General features: G+C 41.7%; 20 protein-coding genes. 4 read left to right on the forward strand and 16 right to left on the reverse strand.

From position 1 onward, the window contains the following. Positions 1-39: 39 nt before the first annotated feature. The 3 genes from ACFQZX_RS01650 to fbaA all read right to left on the reverse strand — a co-directional run bounded on the left by ACFQZX_RS01650 (position 40) and on the right by fbaA (position 2,099). A complete protein-coding gene (locus tag ACFQZX_RS01650) occupies positions 40-465 on the reverse strand; it encodes a GNAT family N-acetyltransferase (protein WP_377111007.1) in 426 nt (141 codons plus the stop codon). After that, the gene (locus tag ACFQZX_RS01655) at positions 431-934 is read right to left on the reverse strand and encodes a low affinity iron permease family protein (RefSeq protein WP_377111008.1); all 504 of its coding nucleotides are present in this window, start codon (positions 932-934) and stop codon (positions 431-433) included. Before ACFQZX_RS01655 ends, ACFQZX_RS01650 begins: the two co-directional genes overlap by 35 nt. A gap of 85 nt (positions 935-1,019) precedes the next feature. Then, positions 1,020-2,099, reverse strand: a complete 1,080-nt coding sequence (gene fbaA, locus ACFQZX_RS01660; protein WP_377111009.1) for a class II fructose-bisphosphate aldolase — start codon at positions 2,097-2,099, stop codon at positions 1,020-1,022. A gap of 233 nt (positions 2,100-2,332) precedes the next feature. Between fbaA and accD the strand changes: the two genes are divergently transcribed. Further along, positions 2,333-3,232 carry an acetyl-CoA carboxylase, carboxyltransferase subunit beta gene (accD, locus tag ACFQZX_RS01665; protein ID WP_377111277.1) on the forward strand — a complete coding sequence of 300 codons (900 nt, stop codon included), beginning with the start codon at positions 2,333-2,335 and terminating at the stop codon, positions 3,230-3,232. Between the two features lie 131 nt (positions 3,233-3,363). Here the strand turns inward: accD and ACFQZX_RS01670 are convergent, their stop codons facing one another. From ACFQZX_RS01670 to glmM, 3 genes are all read right to left on the reverse strand, one after another. Then, entirely contained in the window at positions 3,364-3,963 is a 600-nt protein-coding gene (locus tag ACFQZX_RS01670) for a hypothetical protein (protein WP_377111010.1), read from the reverse strand. A 71-nt stretch (positions 3,964-4,034) separates the two neighbouring features. Then, positions 4,035-5,171 (reverse strand): cysteine desulfurase family protein, encoded by a 1,137-nt coding sequence (locus ACFQZX_RS01675; protein WP_377111011.1) that lies wholly within the window; start codon positions 5,169-5,171, stop codon positions 4,035-4,037. A gap of 122 nt (positions 5,172-5,293) precedes the next feature. Beyond that, positions 5,294-6,682, reverse strand: a complete 1,389-nt coding sequence (gene glmM / locus ACFQZX_RS01680) for a phosphoglucosamine mutase (protein WP_377111012.1) — start codon at positions 6,680-6,682, stop codon at positions 5,294-5,296. A 105-nt stretch (positions 6,683-6,787) separates the two neighbouring features. Here glmM and ACFQZX_RS01685 point away from each other — a divergent pair, with 105 nt between their 5' ends. Continuing rightward, positions 6,788-7,357, forward strand: a complete 570-nt coding sequence (locus ACFQZX_RS01685; RefSeq protein WP_377111013.1) for a phosphatase PAP2 family protein — start codon at positions 6,788-6,790, stop codon at positions 7,355-7,357. Between the two features lie 185 nt (positions 7,358-7,542). Here the strand turns inward: ACFQZX_RS01685 and ACFQZX_RS01690 are convergent, their stop codons facing one another. The 9 genes from ACFQZX_RS01690 to ACFQZX_RS01730 form a co-directional block, all read right to left on the reverse strand. Beyond that, on the reverse strand, positions 7,543-8,031 hold the full coding sequence (locus tag ACFQZX_RS01690; protein WP_377111014.1) for a MarR family winged helix-turn-helix transcriptional regulator: 489 nt from the start codon (positions 8,029-8,031) through the stop codon (positions 7,543-7,545). A 29-nt stretch (positions 8,032-8,060) separates the two neighbouring features. Continuing rightward, a complete protein-coding gene (locus ACFQZX_RS01695; RefSeq protein ID WP_377111015.1) occupies positions 8,061-8,222 on the reverse strand; it encodes a DUF5522 domain-containing protein in 162 nt (53 codons plus the stop codon). Next, on the reverse strand, positions 8,222-9,160 hold the full coding sequence (locus tag ACFQZX_RS01700; RefSeq protein ID WP_377111016.1) for an MBL fold metallo-hydrolase: 939 nt from the start codon (positions 9,158-9,160) through the stop codon (positions 8,222-8,224). The genes ACFQZX_RS01695 and ACFQZX_RS01700 overlap by 1 nt, the downstream gene beginning before the upstream one ends. Next, on the reverse strand, positions 9,157-9,756 hold the full coding sequence (coaE, locus tag ACFQZX_RS01705) for a dephospho-CoA kinase (RefSeq protein ID WP_377111017.1): 600 nt from the start codon (positions 9,754-9,756) through the stop codon (positions 9,157-9,159). Before coaE ends, ACFQZX_RS01700 begins: the two co-directional genes overlap by 4 nt. Continuing rightward, positions 9,756-10,703 carry a CdaR family protein gene (locus ACFQZX_RS01710; RefSeq protein ID WP_377111018.1) on the reverse strand — a complete coding sequence of 316 codons (948 nt, stop codon included), beginning with the start codon at positions 10,701-10,703 and terminating at the stop codon, positions 9,756-9,758. Before ACFQZX_RS01710 ends, coaE begins: the two co-directional genes overlap by 1 nt. Before the next feature lie 108 nt (positions 10,704-10,811). Next, positions 10,812-11,132 carry a preprotein translocase subunit YajC gene (gene yajC, locus ACFQZX_RS01715; protein WP_377111019.1) on the reverse strand — a complete coding sequence of 107 codons (321 nt, stop codon included), beginning with the start codon at positions 11,130-11,132 and terminating at the stop codon, positions 10,812-10,814. A 14-nt stretch (positions 11,133-11,146) separates the two neighbouring features. After that, the gene (locus ACFQZX_RS01720) at positions 11,147-11,581 is read right to left on the reverse strand and encodes a DUF1573 domain-containing protein (RefSeq protein WP_377111020.1); all 435 of its coding nucleotides are present in this window, start codon (positions 11,579-11,581) and stop codon (positions 11,147-11,149) included. A gap of 4 nt (positions 11,582-11,585) precedes the next feature. Next, the gene (nusB, locus tag ACFQZX_RS01725; RefSeq protein ID WP_377111021.1) at positions 11,586-12,533 is read right to left on the reverse strand and encodes a transcription antitermination factor NusB; all 948 of its coding nucleotides are present in this window, start codon (positions 12,531-12,533) and stop codon (positions 11,586-11,588) included. Between the two features lie 69 nt (positions 12,534-12,602). After that, the gene (locus ACFQZX_RS01730; RefSeq protein ID WP_377111022.1) at positions 12,603-13,688 is read right to left on the reverse strand and encodes a Glu/Leu/Phe/Val family dehydrogenase; all 1,086 of its coding nucleotides are present in this window, start codon (positions 13,686-13,688) and stop codon (positions 12,603-12,605) included. A 218-nt stretch (positions 13,689-13,906) separates the two neighbouring features. On the opposite strand from ACFQZX_RS01730, the gene ACFQZX_RS01735 reads away from it, so the two are divergent. Both ACFQZX_RS01735 and ACFQZX_RS01740 read left to right on the forward strand, forming a co-directional pair. Next, a complete protein-coding gene (locus ACFQZX_RS01735; protein WP_377111023.1) occupies positions 13,907-15,694 on the forward strand; it encodes an ABC transporter ATP-binding protein in 1,788 nt (595 codons plus the stop codon). A gap of 120 nt (positions 15,695-15,814) precedes the next feature. Continuing rightward, positions 15,815-16,138: a DUF3276 family protein gene (locus ACFQZX_RS01740; protein ID WP_377111024.1), complete on the forward strand. Its 324-nt coding sequence runs from the start codon at positions 15,815-15,817 to the stop codon at positions 16,136-16,138. Between the two features lie 59 nt (positions 16,139-16,197). Here ACFQZX_RS01740 and mgtE read toward each other — a convergent pair whose 3' ends face one another. Beyond that, complete coding sequence (gene mgtE / locus ACFQZX_RS01745; protein WP_377111025.1) at positions 16,198-17,568, reverse strand: magnesium transporter; 1,371 nt, start codon at positions 17,566-17,568, stop codon at positions 16,198-16,200. Positions 17,569-17,694 lie beyond the last annotated feature (126 nt).

Below are 17,694 nucleotides of genomic sequence, written 5' to 3' on the forward strand. Positions count from 1 at the left end.
CAAAATAAAATAATATTTTATCAAAACATTTATCACAAATCAGCTTTTCACCATCTTATAGTGCTGTATACCGGCTTCTTCAAACTGAGGGCCAGTCTTTTCAAAGCCAAATTTTCCGTACAAACCAACTGCTTGTATCTGCGCATGCAGGTAAACATAATTTGCTTCTGCAGGAAGATCAGCTAAAACAGCTTTTACAAGAGCTTGCGCTACCCCATGCCCTCTGAATTTTGAAAGTACGGCAAAACGCTCCAGTTTATAACCTTTATCTGTTTTGCGCCAGCGTGCCGCACCGGCAGGCTCGCCGTCAACTGTAGCTAAAAAATGGTTCGATTCATCTTCAAACTCCCATTCCAATTCGGGCGGGCAGTTTTGTTCGCCAACAAATACTTCGCGTCTTACGGCAAATACCTTTTCTAATTCAGCAGGGTCAGTTACTTTTTTTATTTCTGTTTTTAATGGCATCCTGGTAGTGCTTTTTTGACTTGAAGCCTGTTTGTTTGGTGTTATGATTTTCATTTGCAGCATCGATGGAATGCGTACAGGTGATATCATCTTCCTGCTCGGCTAATTTAGATAATCTTACATAAAATTTACTCAACTGGTCAAGTTCCTTTTCGGTCAGGTCTTCAATATTTACCATACGGTTACTTGCGCCCTGGTGCGATGCCAATAACTCATTCAGTTTCAGATGCACCGCTTTCGAATCCTTATTCTGGGATTTTTGTATCAGGAAAACCATTAAAAAGGTAACAATAGTGGTGCCTGTATTAATAACAAGCTGCCACGTATCAGAATAATGAAATAGAGGGCCGGATACTACCCAAATAATGATGACACTGGTAGCAGTGATAAATGCAGCTGAGCTTCCGGTTGCAATAGTGGCCCAGTTTGCAAACTTCTCAAACAGGTTCTTTTTTTTTGAGTTAGCCATGGATTCGGATTTTAATAAATGTTACAACTAAAAAAAAGCGCCAATGTTTAAAACACCGGCGCTTTTTACTCTTAACAGCTATATTTTACAACTTGCTATTTACATCCAGGCAATTTAAATCGCCAAATGCAGTAGTTAAGCGTTTAACAAAAGTTTCTTCGCCTTTGCGTAACCATACGCGTGGGTCGTAATATTTTTTGTTTGGAGAATCTTCACCCTCAGGGTTACCAATCTGCTCCTGCAGGTAAGCTTCTTTCGCCTTGTAATAATCTTTAATACCTTCCCAGAAAGCCCACTGCATATCGGTATCAATATTCATTTTAATGGCGCCGTAAGAGATAGCCTCGCGAATTTCCTCCTGGCTGGAACCTGAACCGCCGTGGAATACAAAATTGATGGGTTTCTCGGCATCCAAGTTATGTTTCTTTTTCAGGAACTCCTGAGAGTTGTGCAATATAACCGGCTGCAATTTTACATTACCTGGTTTGTAAACACCATGCACGTTACCAAATGCAGCAGCAATAGTAAAGCGATGGCTAACTTTAGATAATTCTTCGTAAGCGTAAGCCACTTCTTCAGGCTGGGTATATAAACGAGAGCTGTCTACGTCAGAGTTATCAACACCGTCTTCTTCGCCGCCGGTTACACCAAGCTCAATTTCAACGGTCATGTCCATTTTTGACATGCGCTCCAGGTATTTTGCAGATATCTCGATATTTTCTTCGATAGGCTCCTCAGAAAGGTCAAGCATGTGCGATGAAAACAACGGTTTGCCGGTTTCAGCATAAAACTTTTCGCCATGTTCCAATAAACCGTCTATCCATGGCAGCAATTTTTTTGCAGCATGGTCGGTATGTAATATAACTGCTACGCCGTAGTGCTCTGCCAGCAGATGCACGTGTTTGGCGGCAGATACAGCACCTAAAATGCAGGCCTGTAATTTTGAGTTATCTAACGATTTGCCCGCGTAAAACTGCGCGCCGCCATTTGATAACTGAATGATAACAGGAGAATTTACCGCCTTGGCAGTTTCCATTACAGCATTGATAGAGTTTGTGCCGATTACGTTGACCGCAGGCAATGCAAACTGATGCTTTTTTGCTGCTTCAAATAGTTCCTGCACTTGATCGCCGTGCAGAACACCTTTATAATTTTTTAAATCCATGAGCATTTGTTTGGCCCCGAAGTTATAAAATTTTAACGTTTTGGCTAATAATTATATCTAATTTTAAGCTTAAACCATTGAAAATCTTAATCAACCACACTGAGCAACAAGTTTCATACTGGCAGTCTCATCTTTGCAGTAAATTTCAATTGATGGTTAAGATATAGTTAACATTTAGAAACTTGTTATAATATTTTTCGTTTCTTTGCAGTACTTTGAAATATTTAGAAGATATGGCTTGGTTTAAGCGAGAAAGTAAAGGCATTATCACAACAACTGAAGAGAAGAAGGAAGCACCAGACGGGATATGGAATAAATGCCCCAATTGTAAGAAACCGCTTCATTATTCAGAACAAGTTGAAAATCAATATGTTTGCCACTACTGCGGTTTTCATTTGCGTATAGGGTCAAAAGAATACTTCTCGGTATTATTTGATGACAATCAGTTTACCGAGCTTTTTGGCAGTTTACACTCAGGCGATCCCCTGCATTTCACAGACAGTAAAAAATACAGTGACAGGCTTAAGGAAACAATCAACAAAACCGGCCTTACTGATGCTATACGCTCCGCTCATGGTAAAATGAATGGTGTTGATATAGTTATCGCCTGTATGGATTTTAACTTTATAGGTGGCTCAATGGGTTCTGTGGTAGGCGAAAAGATAGCACGATCTATAGATTATAGCATTGAGCATAAGGTGCCTTTTCTGATGATCTCAAAATCTGGCGGGGCGCGCATGATGGAAGCTGCATTCTCGCTGATGCAGATGGCTAAAACATCGGCCAAACTGGCGTTGTTAAGCCAGGCGAAGGTACCGTACATTTCTTTACTTACCGACCCGACTACGGGTGGTGTTACCGCATCATACGCCATGCTGGGCGATATCAATATTGCCGAACCGGGTGCGCTGATCGGCTTTGCCGGCCCAAGGGTAATTAAAGAAACCATCAAAAAAGACCTCCCTAAAGGCTTCCAGACCGCGGAGTTTGTTCAGGAACATGGTTTCCTTGATTTTATTGTAGACCGCCGCGAAATGAAAGAGAAACTTTCATCATTCCTTAAAATGCTGGCCCCTTATGGTGAAGCACCAAAAGCCATTAACGGTACAGCGATACTTAATGAGGAGAAATGATTTATAATATTGAGTATACAAAACAAAAAAGCAGCATTTAAAAATGCTGCTTTTTTGTTAAATGAACCCTATTGCGAATGAGACTTGCACTTCATCATTCATAATTCAGCGTTCAATATTTCATGTTAGGATTATATTCCTTCGGTACCCGGCTCGTGGCCTAACATACGGCCGGTTGTACGGCCAAGGTCCCGGCTGGCAAAGTCTGTTTTCGTAGCTGCACCTTCAGAAGGAAATTCATGCCTTTCCGGAGGAGTTACGTCAATTTGCTCGCTGAATGATGTATCAGCACCTTCACGTTGCTGGCTTTGTTCATCCTGTTGACTGTAACCTGTCCCCTCATTATCAGATTCGCCTTCCTCAGGTATTTCATTTTCATCGTAACCGGCATCAAGGTTGCCGCTATAGCTACCGTTTGCAGTACCGTCTAAATCGGTATCTTCTTCGAGGTCGGCATCAAGTTCTTCATCATCATCCAGATCGTCGTCTGCAAGTTCTTCGTCTTCAGGAATATCATCACCCGTTGCAAAATCGCTGTCGCCGCCACCTACACTATTAGGGCCGTTAAAACCTTCGTTAGAGGAGTAGCTCCCTGGTATGTTGCCACCGCCTTCAGTATCATCAAGTTTGCTTTCGTCTATACCGGTATTGGTGCTTCCGAACGAATTTGATCCGTAGCCTTGGTTCTGATCCAAATCATTATTCCAGGCATTTTCATTATTAGCTATCATAGGTTTTTGTTTTGATGTAACCTAAGAGTAGCAATATGCTTGCCAAATTTCTGCAAAAGAAATATTTTTAATTAAGCATTTACCATGCAAAGTTCGCGCAGCTTGGCCACGGTGTAGTCAACCTCGTCTTTGGTATTATATTTCGAAAATGAGAATCTAACAGAAGGCCTGTCAGGATTAGCGCCTATGGCTGTTAACACATGCGAGCCGATATCTGTACCCGAACTGCAGGCACTGCCACCCGATGCAGAGATACCTGCAATATCCAGGTTAAACAACAACATATCGGCCATTTCCATCTCCGGGAACGATACATTAAGCACTGTATACAGGCTTTTTGCGGAGTCGGTTTTACCATTGAATTTAACACCCGGAATGTCCTGCTCTAATTTAGCCTTCATGTACGATTTAATGTCCTGAATATAGGCCTGGTGACTATCCATTTCGGCATACGCCAGCTCAAGCGCTTTTGCTAAACCGGCAATACCATAAACATTTTCCGTACCGCCGCGCATATTACGCTCCTGAGAGCCTCCATAGATCATGGGGTTAATCTTGACCTTATGATTGATATGCAAAAAGCCCACTCCTTTTGGCCCGTGCAGTTTGTGCGCTGCGCAAACCATAAAGTGTAATTTAAGCTTACTAAGGTCGTGCTTGTAATGGCCAACAGTTTGTACCGTATCGCTGTGATAGAGCGCGTTATAGGCTTCGCACAGGTCACCAACACGCTCCAGATCGGTAATAGTACCCAGCTCATTATTGGCATGCATTAACGATACAAAGCTGCGTTCGTTATTTTGAAGTAATTTTTCCAGATGATCGTAATCTACCGTGCCCTTATCATCTACATCTGCATAGCTTAACTTAATTGAGCCTGCTTTTTCCATGGCTTGCAGGGTATGCAATACAGCATGATGCTCCAATTTCGTGGTAATGGCATGGGTAAGCTTATGGTCAATTATTCCGCATCGAATAGCGGTATTATCGGCCTCGGTACCGCCGCTTGTGAAAAATATCTCTGCAGGCGATGTATGCAATAGGTTAGCTATTGTTTTACGCGCCTTCTCGATAACTGTGCGTACCTCCCGGCCATGTGCATGAATAGAAGACGGATTGCCATACTGGCCTTCCATTACTTTATACATTTCCTTTAAAACCTCAGGATCAAGCGCGGTAGTAGCAGCATTATCAAAATAAACTCGCATGGTAATAATTTTGAAGGAGTGTTTTAAATTATCGAGTTATTGAATTAATGGATTATTAAGAGACGCAAAGTGTTGATTATGCCCTATTCAATAATTCATACCTTCAATAAGGTACTAACCCCTTAATTAAGTTGTAATATTTCTTTTATATCTGTAATAATCTTGTTGGCCAGGTTATCCGCAATGGTTTCAGAGTTCCCTTCAGAATAAATGCGGATAATCGGCTCCGTGTTTGACCGGCGCAGGTGAACCCACTCCTTATCAAACTCTATTTTTAACCCATCAATGGTTGAATGTGGCTGTTTTTGATATTTATCCTTAACCTTTGCCAGTAAGCCATCAATATCCATCTCGGGTGTAAGCGTTATTTTATTTTTAGAGATAAAATAATTTGGATAAGAGCCCCTGAGCACTGAAACAGATTTGCCAAACTTTGCCAGATGAGTAAGAAATAAAGCGATACCTACCAGCGCATCGCGGCCGTAATGCAATTCTGGGTAGATCACTCCGCCATTACCTTCGCCGCCTATAATTGCATTTACTTCTTTCATTTTGTTCACCACGTTTACCTCTCCCACCGCAGCAGCATGATACTCTGCACCTTGCTTTTCGGTAACATCGCGCAGGGCACGGGTTGATGACAGGTTAGATACCGTATTGCCTTTGGTATTGCTCAGTACATAATCGGCCACGGCAACCAGCGTATATTCTTCTCCAAACATGCTGCCATCCTCGCAAACAAAGCAAAGGCGATCAACATCCGGGTCTACCGCGATACCAATATCTGATTTTGTTTTTAACACTTCCTTTGACAGCGCTACCAGATTTTCTGGTAAAGGCTCGGGGTTGTGCGGAAAATGGCCATCAGGTTCGCAATATAATTCATGTACGGTTTGTACACCAAGCGCTTTTAGCAAGGCTGGTACAAATATCCCGCCTGTAGAGTTTACGCAATCTATAGCAATCTTAAAATCAGCCTTTTTTATGGCTTCAACATCTACCAGCGGTAATGCTAATACTTTATCTATATGCTTTTGCAGATAGCTGTCATCATGTATATGCTTCCCTAAATCGTTAACATCCGCGTAAATAAAATCGCTTCTTTCGGCTATATCAAGTACTTCTTTGCCGTCCGTATCATTTATAAATTCACCATTTTCATTTAGCAGTTTAAGGGCATTCCATTGTTTAGGATTATGGCTTGCCGTAAGGATGATACCACCTGCCGCCTGCTCATCGGGCACAGCTACTTCTACCGTTGGGGTTGTTGAAAGGCCAAGATCAATTACATCTATACCCAGGCCCTGCAAGGTACCAATAACCAGGTTGTTTACCATACTGCCCGAAATACGCGCATCACGGCCAACAACAATTTTTTTGATACCTGTTCTTTTTACTGCCCAACTGCCGTAGGCAGACGTGAACTTAACAATGTCTAAAGGGGTAAGGCCATTACCTGCTGCACCGCCTATAGTCCCCCTGATACCCGATATTGATTTTATTAGTGTCAAAACGTTTAGATGTTAAGCCGCAAAAATAGGAATATTTAAAAGATAGCGGTGTAAAAATGCTATATATTTGGCCTGTTAATCTGCGCATTTACATTACTAAGACCAATGCATGATTTTTTTCTTAACCTTGACCGGCATTTATTCTATCTGATTAATCACGAATGGGGGAACGCCGTTTTTGATGTGGTAATGCCGGTAATGCGCAATGCCAGGTTTTGGATACCTTTTTATGTTTTTTTAATCATATTCATAATCTGGCGGTATAAAAAGCATGGTGCTATACTGATTGTGTTTTTAGCCCTTTCTGCAGGCTTTGCCGATTATACCAGTGCCAGCATCATTAAACCTGCAGTGCAGCGCCTGCGCCCCTGCCGCGATCCTATTACTGCCAATACCGACATAAGCCGCGCTCCGTGCGGCACAGGTTACAGTTTTCCGTCAACCCATGCTACCGACCATTTTGCAATGGCTGTATTTTTAAGCTGTTTATTTTATAAATACGGGAAATGGATTGCACCTGCATTATTAATTTGGGCAGCAGTGATATGCTATGCACAAGTTTACGTTGGGGTACATTTCCCCATAGATGTTACCATTGGCGCCCTTTACGGTAGTTTGGTTGGATGGTTGTTTTCCTTAGCATTCAGGAAAACAGTGCATGGATTCAGCGTGTAGATTAACTCATGAGGACTTTTAGTATTCTCTTTCGCTTGTGAATTATTCTACTCACCCCGACTATGCTTCGCTGGTCGACCCTCTCTGCTGCGCAAAGAGGGTATGAAAAAACAACTTTTTTAATAACCCTCTTTTCGCTTGCGAAGCGAGGGTGGTCGAGCGGTAGTGATGACCGGGTGAGTCAGCTATTCGCAGCCATCTGAACCGCAGCTATCCGAAATGCAGCGGCCACGCATTTTGTCGAGCAGGTCGCTCAGTTGCCCTGCTTCTTCTTCAGTCAGATTTTGTTTAAACAGATCCCTGGTTTTGAAATCAACATCCATTTTTTTCAGGATGCTTAAGCCTTCCTCACTGATGCGGATGTCTACCGCGCGCCGGTCGCGGGAGTTGGTACAGCGCGATACCAGTCCTTTTTGCACCAGGCGGTCAACAATGCGCGATGCATCAGACATTTTATCGATCATCCTCTCCTTAAGCAGGTTTACAGTAGCCGGTTTTGGAAATTGCCCGCGTAAAATACGAAGTATGTTAAACTGTTGTTGAGTAAGATTGTGTTTTTCAAACTCGGGGCGCAGATAATTATTTATCCACCCGGAAGTATATGCAAGGTTAATTACCGCTTTATGGTAATTATCCTCAAAATTGGTACTCTTAATATCTTCCTCTATTCCCATAACTAAAAGAAAATGACTGCAAATATAACCTATTTATTGACAGATTGTTCTGCGGATTTAGAGCTGCCATAATGCCACGGACAATGGAGGCACTTATTTTTACAGCAATGCCCGCGCTTTAAATGGTACTCTTTTGTAAACACAAAATTTCCATCTTTATTGATGTAATAATCAACGTTTTCCTGCAGCATCAACTCAATATTTTTACAAAAATACGTTGATCATAGTAAGCTTTCAAGTGCCGTCCATCACCGTGCAGTGTCCATATCTGCTGCGGCTGCACCTGTTCTACGGTCTCTAATATATCATTCCAATCCACATGATCTGATATAAAAAGCGTGTCCTGGGCATTAGCCTGCAGATTGGCCCAGCCCGATGCAAAAAGTCTTTTTACACCCGTTGCACGCAAATAGCTGTCAAAGGTAAACGGTGGAACAATGTAGACATACTCTTTTTGTTCTTTCATTAGCTTACGGTTATATACCTGATGCTCGCCCAAATCGTATCCCAGCTTTTTATAAACCGCGTTAACAGGCATAATACGATGATGAACCAATACTGTTTTTTGCGGGGCATACCGGTTGATCATACTGATCAAACGCTGGCTTTTACCCAGGCTGTAGGCACCAAGTAAAATATTGATCTTTATATCGTTCAGCTTTTTTATTTCTTCTACTGGGTCGGGGTGTTGGGTATCAGGGTCGGCAAAAGTGCTTTCTGTTATCAGTACATCCGCCTTTACCCACTCTATTGGTTCGCAGGTATAGTCGGGCTGTAATTTATAATCACCGGTGTAAAGGTAACGTATGCCTTTGTATTCCATTAGAACCTGTGCCGACCCGGGCATATGGCCAGCCGGTATAAAGTTAAGCTGTACATCCCCTATGTTGAAAGGTTGGTTGTAGGGTATGGTGTAAGCTATCTTCGCGTAATTTTTTGCATAACGCAGCTGCATAAAAGCAAGCGTAGCTTCGGTGGCATACACATTTTTATTGCCGCTAACCGCGTGGTCTGCATGGGCGTGGGATATTATGGCATTAGTAACCGGTTGCTGAGGATCAAGGTAAAAATCGGCATAACGGCAATAAAGGCCATTGGCATTAAAAGCAATAAAATCGTCTAAGATCATTTATCTGCGGCAATAGAAAGATACAGTTTATGCAGCCTTAGCACCTGCGGAATAACAAGCTGTGTATCGTCATTTATAATTACGTCATCGGCCATTGTCAGCTTTTTTTCCTCACTCAACTGGCGGCTATCGCGGTTAATTACCTCTTGTGCCGTTACACCGTCGCGCTGCATAACACGCTGCACACGGTTTTCCAAAGGCGCTGAAACCAGTATGTTCCGGTCGCACATTTTGTAAGAACCACTCTCGAACAATATGGCAGTTTCCTTTAGCACATAAGGCGTATTTTTTTGTTGAATTACCCATTTATCAAACGCGCGGAAAACCGCGGGATGCACCAGGGCATTCAATTTTTCAAGTTGTTGCTGATTATTAAATACAATATCTGCAATGTGCTTTCGGTTAAGGCTTTGGTCAGCGGCATACGCCTCGTTACCGAACGCCTGCTTTATTCCGGCCACCAATTCTTTATCTTCAACCATTACAAGCTTAGCGTGCAGATCAGAATAAAACACAGGAATACCAAGCACCTCAAATACTTTGCACACGGTAGTTTTACCGCTACCTATATTACCCGTTATCCCTATCTTAAACATTATTTTTTTATAATAAAATCAATTACACCGGGTTGTATTTTAGTCACTTTACTATAGGAAGGCAGGCGGGTTACCTTTACGGGTAAGGCATTGTAACCGTTTTGCCGCCAAAGGTCAAGATCTGCCACGGCCTCAAAATCATCTTCGTTTATCTCTGGGTACCTGCTTAACGACGTAGTAAATGTCACCTTTACCTTTTGCGGAAAAACCTTTACCCTGTCGTAATTACGGTTGTTGATGATCTTAACCGGTATTTCCAGCGTTTTTTCTGTAAATTCATCAATAGGGATATTCACCGATACAGCCTTGGGTATAATATTTAAATTACCCTCTTTAGGTGGGCGTAAAGCTATCCGGCCATTATAATCTGTATTAATGTCGGCTGCGCGGATTGAGTCAGTTTTCCAGGTTTTGATTTTTGCAAGGATCTCAGCCGGGCCGCTAATCGTAACGTAGCGGGGCTTTATCAAAATATCATCAGATTGCGCGAATTGTTTTTGATACTTTATATCAGTAACTAACTCAACTGGTACCTTCTTAATAATTCGGTTACTAAAATCAAAATATAGCGTATCCGGGTTTACAGCAATTATTTCATGATCAATATCCTTACGGGCATTTATTTGCTTTAACTGACTGCCTATAACCACATAGTTTTTACTCTCCAGGGTGTGGAGGTCAATACTTATTGATTTTTTACTATAATCCATTTTAGAAAAAATCATTTGCCAGCCGGTGCCTTGTACAATAGCATTAACAGTATCAGACTGAAGCGGATAAAAAGCCCTTTTTTGTGGTAGGTTACGGAAAGTTACCACCTGCTTTACAGAAAATTTATAAGTGTTAGACAATGATGTAAACAACCATGCAAAGGCAGCAAAAATCAGGCAGGTTACAAAAACCGATAACCGCCGGCGCTCTATTGCAGATAGTTTTATTATTGCCATACTCTTGTTTAAAGCAGAAAGCGAAAAGCATAAAGCTATGCTGCTTTAAGTTTTCGCTCTGTTATAATTATTCATAAGCTTTTGGCTTATGTGCCTTTAGCTTTTTGCTTATTTTGTAGTAGCAGGAGGCGTGTTTAATGCTTTTGATGCTTCTAAAGATACGGCCGATTTATCGAAACGTATACGCGCGCCATTCTCAACTTCAATTAAAAAGGTAGTTTCGGCTACTTCATATATTCGGCCATGTATGCCTGCTGTTGTAACTACTTTATCGCCTTTTTTAAGCTCCTCTACGTACTTTTTTTGATCCTTTTGCTTTTTAACCTGCGGACGAATCATAAAGAAATAAAACACTACGGCAATTAAGCCAAACATGATCAATGGCTGTAAGCCCTGCCCCCCAACTTGTAATAAAACTGTTGCTATCATCTATATTAAATTAATTATTTGGTTGTTACTTCGCCAATAAGGTGCACCATTGTTTGCGGTGGGTTGGTATTGGCTGTAACGGTTATTTGCTTATCCTGTAAACCCATTTTTGCAGCGCTGTTAAACGTTACCTTAATTTCGCCATCGGCACCGGGCTGTATAGGTGTATTTGGCCATTCGGGTTTGGTACATCCGCAGGTAGCTACGGCATCTTTAATTATCAGCGGGGATTTACCGGTATTAGTAAACTTAAAAGCATAAGTAACCTTTTCGCCCTCCTTTATTTTCCCGAAATCATGCGTATCTTTTTCAAATTTCATTACCGGCGCGTTAGTAGCGCTTACGCTGGCAGTATCGGCAACGGCTGTTTTTGCCGATCCCTGGCTGGATTGGTTGCATGCGCTGAATAATAACCCCGCAGCAATTACACTTAAAAAAATATTTTTCATTTGATTACTCAATTAGTCCACGGCCTGTTTTACGTACTTTATTCTGTGCCTTAAGCTCAGCTAAAATCTTATCTAAGATACCGTTAATAAACGAATTACTTTTAGGCGTACTAAACTCCTTCGAGATCTCCAGGTATTCGTTTATAGTAACTTTGACCGGTATCGATGTAAAGTTAACAAATTCTACAATAGCCATCTTCATTAATAAAGTATCCATCATGGCTATACGGTCCGGCTCCCAGTTTTGGGTCTTTTCGGCAATAAGTTCCTGATATTGCGAGTCAAACCTGATGGTTTGCTCAAAAAGATTGATAATAAACTCGCGGTCCTCCACCCAGTTGGCACTTATATCAGCCAGTTGATTTTCTGCAAAGTTTTCTGAGGAAAAGTTTTTAAATGTTTTGGCAATAAGCGCCTGCAAGACCTCTTTATCAGTTGGCCAGTAAATAAACTTATCTTCAAAAACCTGCTCGGCTAATGACGATTTCAGGATAACTTTTTTGAAAATGAATTTAATGATATCCTTATCTGTCTGGATAGTATCATCTGTCTTAGCCAGGTATTCGGCGTATTCAGGAGAAGCTTTCAGGGTATTGAAAAGCGATTTGGCCAGTTCAGGATCAAAGGTCCAGTTAACTTTATATTTTCTTATACCGTTCAGGTAATCCTTATTATCTAATAAAGAAAGATAAAACCTGTTAGTAAGTATTTTTTGATTTACGTTAAGATCTTCTGCCGTTGGACGGTGCTTGTTGGCCCTTTCTTCTGCATCCCTTGAAGTATACTCTATAACTTCATTAATGAGCGATAGCATCCATATATACATTTCAAAAACCTGATCGATACTGTTTAACAGGTTTTTTTCATGCGATTTAATATCTTTTGTATTTGACTGATGAAACGCGTAAAGCGATTGTAACACTTTTACCCTAAGGTGCCTTCTGTTTAGCATTTTGTAAGAACGATTATAGTACCCTTTTTATGCGTACTGTTATGATAACTTTAATAGGTTGATTTTACTTTAATAGGTTGATTTTACTTTTTTTATATCTGCAATACGTTTTTCGGCAATTTTGTTTGCCGCTTCAATAGTAGAAATGTTTTCGAGCTTAGAAAGTTTTAAAACATTACGTGTGGCCTCATAAATATTTTCGGTAAGCTGCAATGTCCGTTTTTTGCTAAAGCCCATCAGTTCCGAATAGCAATTGATTATACCACCCGCATTAATTACATAGTCCGGCGCAAATAATATGCCTTTCTCCAGCAACATTTTACCATGCTCCTGCTCGTTACGCAACTGGTTATTGGCCGATCCGGCGATGATGCCGCATTTTAACTTCCCAATGGTTTCGGTATTAATGGTAGCACCTAATGCACATGGCGAATAAATATCAGCATCAATATCAAATATCGAGTTATTGGATACAGCTTCGGCGCCGTATTTTTTTGATACCTGGCGTGTGCGCTCGTCATTAATATCACTGATGTAAACCTTTGCGTTTTCATCGCGCAGCAGTTTCACCAGGTTTTCGCCTACATGGCCTATCCCTTGTACAATTACAGACCGTCCGGTGATATTATCGTTGCCATAAAGTTCTTTTACAGCTGCTTTTATACCCATAAACACGCCCTTTGCTGCCACGGGTGATGGGTCGCCGCTGCCGCCAAGGCTTTCAGGTATGCCGGTAACATGCTGTGTTTCCATACGGATGTACTCCATATCCCTGGGGTTAGTGCCTACATCCTCAGAGGTAATAAACTCACCGTTCAGGTTTTTTACATACCGCCCAAACTTGCGCATCATGGCTTCCGTCTTATCCCGGCGCGAATCGCCGATGATGACAGAGTAACCGCCCCCCATGTTAAGGCCTGCAATAGCACACTTATAGGTCATGCTTTTAGAAAGCCGCAGAACATCCTCAAGTGCATCCTGCTCCGAGCGGTAAGCCCACATCCTTGTACTGCCAAAAGCCGGCCCAAGCGTAGTATCATGTATAGCGATAATCGCCTTTAAACCAGTGTCCGGGTCGCCGCAAAAAACAACTTTTTGGTGCCCAAATGCATCAAGCTGATTAAATATACTATCGGTAGTTTGTTGTACGGGCATTTATTAGAAGTAAAATTACTCGGCACTGCAAAAGTATGTGTTTTTTTTATAGTGACAAGTATGTAAATTAAAGCTCTCCTAATCCTTTCCAACGGAGAGGCCTTTTATTAGCATCCTCTCTCCGCAGGATGGAAAGAGGGACGGCCCGAGGTAACGATGCCGGGGTGAGTAATCATGGTTGCTTTTAAATATAGCATACCGTACTTTTGGGCATTGCCATGAAAGAACTTGCCTACCTCAATAAATTTTTTTACAAATATAGCTGGCGATTAGTACCGGGTATATTGTTTGTAATAATATCCAACATTTTTGGGGTGCTGCCAGCACAGGTTATAAGGGTTGCTTTTGACCTGGTTACCGAAAATATAGGTGTTTATCAACTGTTTGCAGGTTTTAACAGGCAAAGCATGATCTATGATGTTTTTGGCTCAAGCTTACTATTATTCGGGATTTTAGTTTTGGTACTCGCCTTATTGCGCGGCCTGTTCCTGTTTTTTATGAGGCAAACTATTATCCTGATGTCTCGCCATATCGAGTTTGATCTTAAGAATGAGATCTACGCGCATTACCAGCTTCTTTCGCTTGCCTTTTACCGCCGCCACAACACCGGCGACCTGATGAACCGCGTAACCGAAGATGTAAGCCGTGTGCGCATGTATCTTGGGCCGGGCATTATGTATACCATTAACACGGTAATACTTTTTATTTTAGTGATATATGCCATGCTAACCGTTAATGTAAGGCTGGCTATATTTTCTGTTTTACCACTGCCGGTATTAGCGCTTATCATATTTTATGTAAACAACATTATTGAACACCGGAGCGAAAAGATCCAGCAGCGCTTATCCGGCCTTTCCAGTTTTGTACAGGAAAACTTTTCGGGCATCAGGGTAATCAGGTCTTACGTGCGCGAGGGCTTTGTGCGCAAAAAATTTGCAAACGAGAGCGACGATTATAAAACACAGAGCATGGCATTGGCCAGGGTACAGGCTGTATTTTTTCCGTCGATGCTTTTACTTATAGGGCTCAGCAACGTTATAACGCTTTATATTGGCGGCGTTGAAGTTATGAAAGGCAATATTACACCAGGTAACATCGCCGAGTTTATTGTTTACCTTAATATGCTTGCTTTCCCTGTAATATCGTTGGGCTGGGTAACATCTCTTATCCAGCGCGCCGCTGCTTCGCAAAAGCGCATTAACGAGTTTTTGCATCAAAAACCTGAGATCATATCACCCGTTGCACCAAACCATAAAGTTAATGGTAAAATTGCATTTGAGAACGTAACCTTTAAATACCCGGACACCGGTATCACCGCGTTAAAAAATGTATCTTTTTCTGTTAATCCGGGGGAAATGCTGGCCATCATAGGGCGCACAGGTTCGGGAAAATCAACCATCGCTAATTTAATTATGCGTATGTATGATGTAACCGGCGGGCAAATACTGGTTGATGATAAAACCATTCCATCTCTTAACCTGGATAATTATCGCTCACAAATTGGTTTTGTGCCCCAGGAAGTTTTCCTGTTTTCTGATAAAATATCACACAATATCGCGTTCAGCGCCGATGTACTGGATATGCCGCGCGTAGAACAAGCAGCTAAAGATGCCGCGGTTTACAATAACATCATTGAACTGGAAAATGGCTTTGATACCTTTATAGGTGAGAGAGGAGTAACCTTATCGGGCGGGCAAAAACAACGTGTAAGCATAGCAAGGGCTATAGTGAAACAACCACAGGTATTGATTTTTGACGACTGCCTTTCGGCAGTAGACACCCGTACTGAAGAGGAAATATTAAGTAACCTTGGCCGCATTATGTATGGAAAAACCAGTATCATAATTTCTCACAGGATATCTACTATCAAAAATGCCGATCAGATTTTAGTGCTTGATGAGGGCCAAATAATTGAACAGGGCACCCATGATAACCTGATGGATCTGAAGGGCGCTTATTATGACCTGTATGAAAAGCAACTGCTTGAAGAAGAGCAACAAATGTAACCACATACAACAATTACGCGTAAAAGTTTGAATAAAAGTTTAATTATTGCTAATAAATGCTTGCAATTGAAACACTTTTATATATATTTATGCCACCAAAACTATTACATCAGCAATTTTATGGGAGATTTTGATAACAGAGAGCGCGAAGAAGTTTACTCCAAGAAGGTTAGGGCCGGGAAGAGAACTTATTTTTTTGATGTTAAGGCTACCAGATCTAACGACTACTATGTGACTATCACAGAGAGTAAAAAGCGTTTGGAGGATGGCGTTTTCATTAAACACAAAATATTTTTATACAAAGAGGATTTTGAAAAATTTGCCGAAGGACTGAAAGACACGGTGGATTATATAAAAGAGCATCAGGATGTGGTTGAAAAGCGTTACGAGTTAACAGAAAGCGCTGATATTTCTACCAAGGCCGATGAAGATTTCTCTTTTTAATAAACAGATACACAACCTAAATTATACCTTATACCCGGCCTATCAGCCGGGTATTTTTTTTAAATCATTATATCTTTCAGCAGCACCATAGCTACGCTGAAATAAATGATAAGGCCGGTAACATCTACAAGCGTTGCCACAAACGGCGCTGAAGAAGCCGCAGGGTCGGCCCCCAGCTTTTTTAACACTAATGGCAACATAGAACCTGCCAGCGACCCCCAAAGCACCACCCCTACCAATGATATGCCTATGGTTATCCCTACCATCAGCCAGTGTATACCATAAATAGTAGTAAACATGCTGAACACAGCTATCCGCAAAAAACCGATTATGCCAAGTGTAACCCCAAGCATAAGGCCCGATATGATTTCCCGCCGCATTACCCGCCACCAATCGGCAATAGTTACTTCTCCCATTGCCATCGCCTGTATGATCAGGGTTGACGCCTGTGAGCCGCTGTTACCACCGCTTGAAATAATTAGTGGTATAAACAAGGCCAGTACAACCGCTTTCTCTATAGCATGCTCAAAAAAGCCCATGGCTGTTGCAGTAAGCATTTCCCCTAAAAATAATATGATCAGCCAGCCTACACGTTTTTTTACCAGCCTGAAAAGGTTGATATCCAGATAAGGCTCGTCTAAAGCCTCGGTACCCCCTATCTTCTGGATGTCCTCGGTATATTCTTCATTTGCCAACCAAAGTATATCATCTACTGTTACAATGCCCAGTAGTATATTTTCGCCATCAACTACCGGCAAAGCGGTACGGTTATTCATCCTGAAAACGTTTATCGCTTCCTCCTGAGGGTCATTAACATCCAGCGCTATCAGGCGGCCATCCATCAATTGGCTAACTTTAGTATCAGGGTCTACCAGTAATATATCTCGTATACGAATATCATCCAGCAACACACCATTGTCGCCAATTACGTAAATAACATCAATGGTTTCAGAGTTTTTGCCATACCTGCGAATATGAGACAGTACCCGGCTCACATCCCAGCTTTTACGAACGGTTACGTAATCGGGCGTCATCAAACGGCCTACGCTGTCTTCCTCATAACCTAATAACACCAATGCCTCTTTACGGTCGGCAGGTGATAAGTGAAGTATCAGCGTTTTAACAGCATCGCCATGCAGTTCGCTAAAAAAAGATGTGCGGTCGTCGGGTGGTAAACCAATTACTATCTCGCGTACCCGCTGGCCTGAAAGCTTTTTGATAATACGCTCCTGCGTAGGGAAATCAAGTATCCTGAAAACGTTTACGGCACGGTTAACAGAAAGGGTTTCTAAAAACAAAGGGCCATGTTCCGGAAGTTCGTCTATCAGTTCTTCAACGTCCGATATATTCAGGTTGTTCAAATATTCCTGCAACTGTTTGGGGTCATTCTGTTCCAGTAATAGTTCTATCTGCTCAACCATCTCTTCCATAAGCCTAAATGTTTACATGTTAATACTTGTTTTATGTGCGGATTTTCCGCTGGCAAAAGTCGTTTATTTTTTCAAATTACAAGGATTTTTTTGTGTTATCTTTGCGGCTTGAAAAAGACAGGTTGA

The organism is Mucilaginibacter litoreus (genome assembly GCF_042676805.1).
Taxonomy (GTDB): Bacteria; Bacteroidota; Bacteroidia; order Sphingobacteriales; family Sphingobacteriaceae; genus Mucilaginibacter; species Mucilaginibacter litoreus.

Excerpts from the sequence above, each read along its gene's own strand:
- coaE (WP_377111017.1), bottom strand. The coding sequence starts at position 9,756 with ATGTTTAAGATAGGGATAACGGGTAATATAGGTAGCGGTAAAACTACC.
- ACFQZX_RS01650 (WP_377111007.1), bottom strand. The coding sequence starts at position 465 with ATGCCATTAAAAACAGAAATAAAAAAAGTAACTGACCCTGCTGAATTA.
- ACFQZX_RS01710 (WP_377111018.1), bottom strand. The coding sequence starts at position 10,703 with ATGGCAATAATAAAACTATCTGCAATAGAGCGCCGGCGGTTATCGGTT.
- ACFQZX_RS01720 (WP_377111020.1), bottom strand. The coding sequence starts at position 11,581 with ATGAAAAATATTTTTTTAAGTGTAATTGCTGCGGGGTTATTATTCAGC.
- ACFQZX_RS01655 (WP_377111008.1), bottom strand. The coding sequence starts at position 934 with ATGGCTAACTCAAAAAAAAAGAACCTGTTTGAGAAGTTTGCAAACTGG.
- ACFQZX_RS01675 (WP_377111011.1), bottom strand. The coding sequence starts at position 5,171 with ATGCGAGTTTATTTTGATAATGCTGCTACTACCGCGCTTGATCCTGAG.
- mgtE (WP_377111025.1), bottom strand. The coding sequence starts at position 17,568 with ATGGAAGAGATGGTTGAGCAGATAGAACTATTACTGGAACAGAATGAC.
- ACFQZX_RS01685 (WP_377111013.1), top strand. The coding sequence starts at position 6,788 with ATGCATGATTTTTTTCTTAACCTTGACCGGCATTTATTCTATCTGATT.
- nusB (WP_377111021.1), bottom strand. The coding sequence starts at position 12,533 with ATGCTAAACAGAAGGCACCTTAGGGTAAAAGTGTTACAATCGCTTTAC.
- ACFQZX_RS01670 (WP_377111010.1), bottom strand. The coding sequence starts at position 3,963 with ATGATAGCTAATAATGAAAATGCCTGGAATAATGATTTGGATCAGAAC.
- ACFQZX_RS01695 (WP_377111015.1), bottom strand. The coding sequence starts at position 8,222 with ATGCTGCAGGAAAACGTTGATTATTACATCAATAAAGATGGAAATTTT.
- yajC (WP_377111019.1), bottom strand. The coding sequence starts at position 11,132 with ATGATAGCAACAGTTTTATTACAAGTTGGGGGGCAGGGCTTACAGCCA.
- ACFQZX_RS01700 (WP_377111016.1), bottom strand. The coding sequence starts at position 9,160 with ATGATCTTAGACGATTTTATTGCTTTTAATGCCAATGGCCTTTATTGC.
- ACFQZX_RS01730 (WP_377111022.1), bottom strand. The coding sequence starts at position 13,688 with ATGCCCGTACAACAAACTACCGATAGTATATTTAATCAGCTTGATGCA.
- ACFQZX_RS01690 (WP_377111014.1), bottom strand. The coding sequence starts at position 8,031 with ATGGGAATAGAGGAAGATATTAAGAGTACCAATTTTGAGGATAATTAC.
- accD (WP_377111277.1), top strand. The coding sequence starts at position 2,333 with ATGGCTTGGTTTAAGCGAGAAAGTAAAGGCATTATCACAACAACTGAA.
- fbaA (WP_377111009.1), bottom strand. The coding sequence starts at position 2,099 with ATGGATTTAAAAAATTATAAAGGTGTTCTGCACGGCGATCAAGTGCAG.
- ACFQZX_RS01740 (WP_377111024.1), top strand. The coding sequence starts at position 15,815 with ATGGGAGATTTTGATAACAGAGAGCGCGAAGAAGTTTACTCCAAGAAG.
- ACFQZX_RS01735 (WP_377111023.1), top strand. The coding sequence starts at position 13,907 with ATGAAAGAACTTGCCTACCTCAATAAATTTTTTTACAAATATAGCTGG.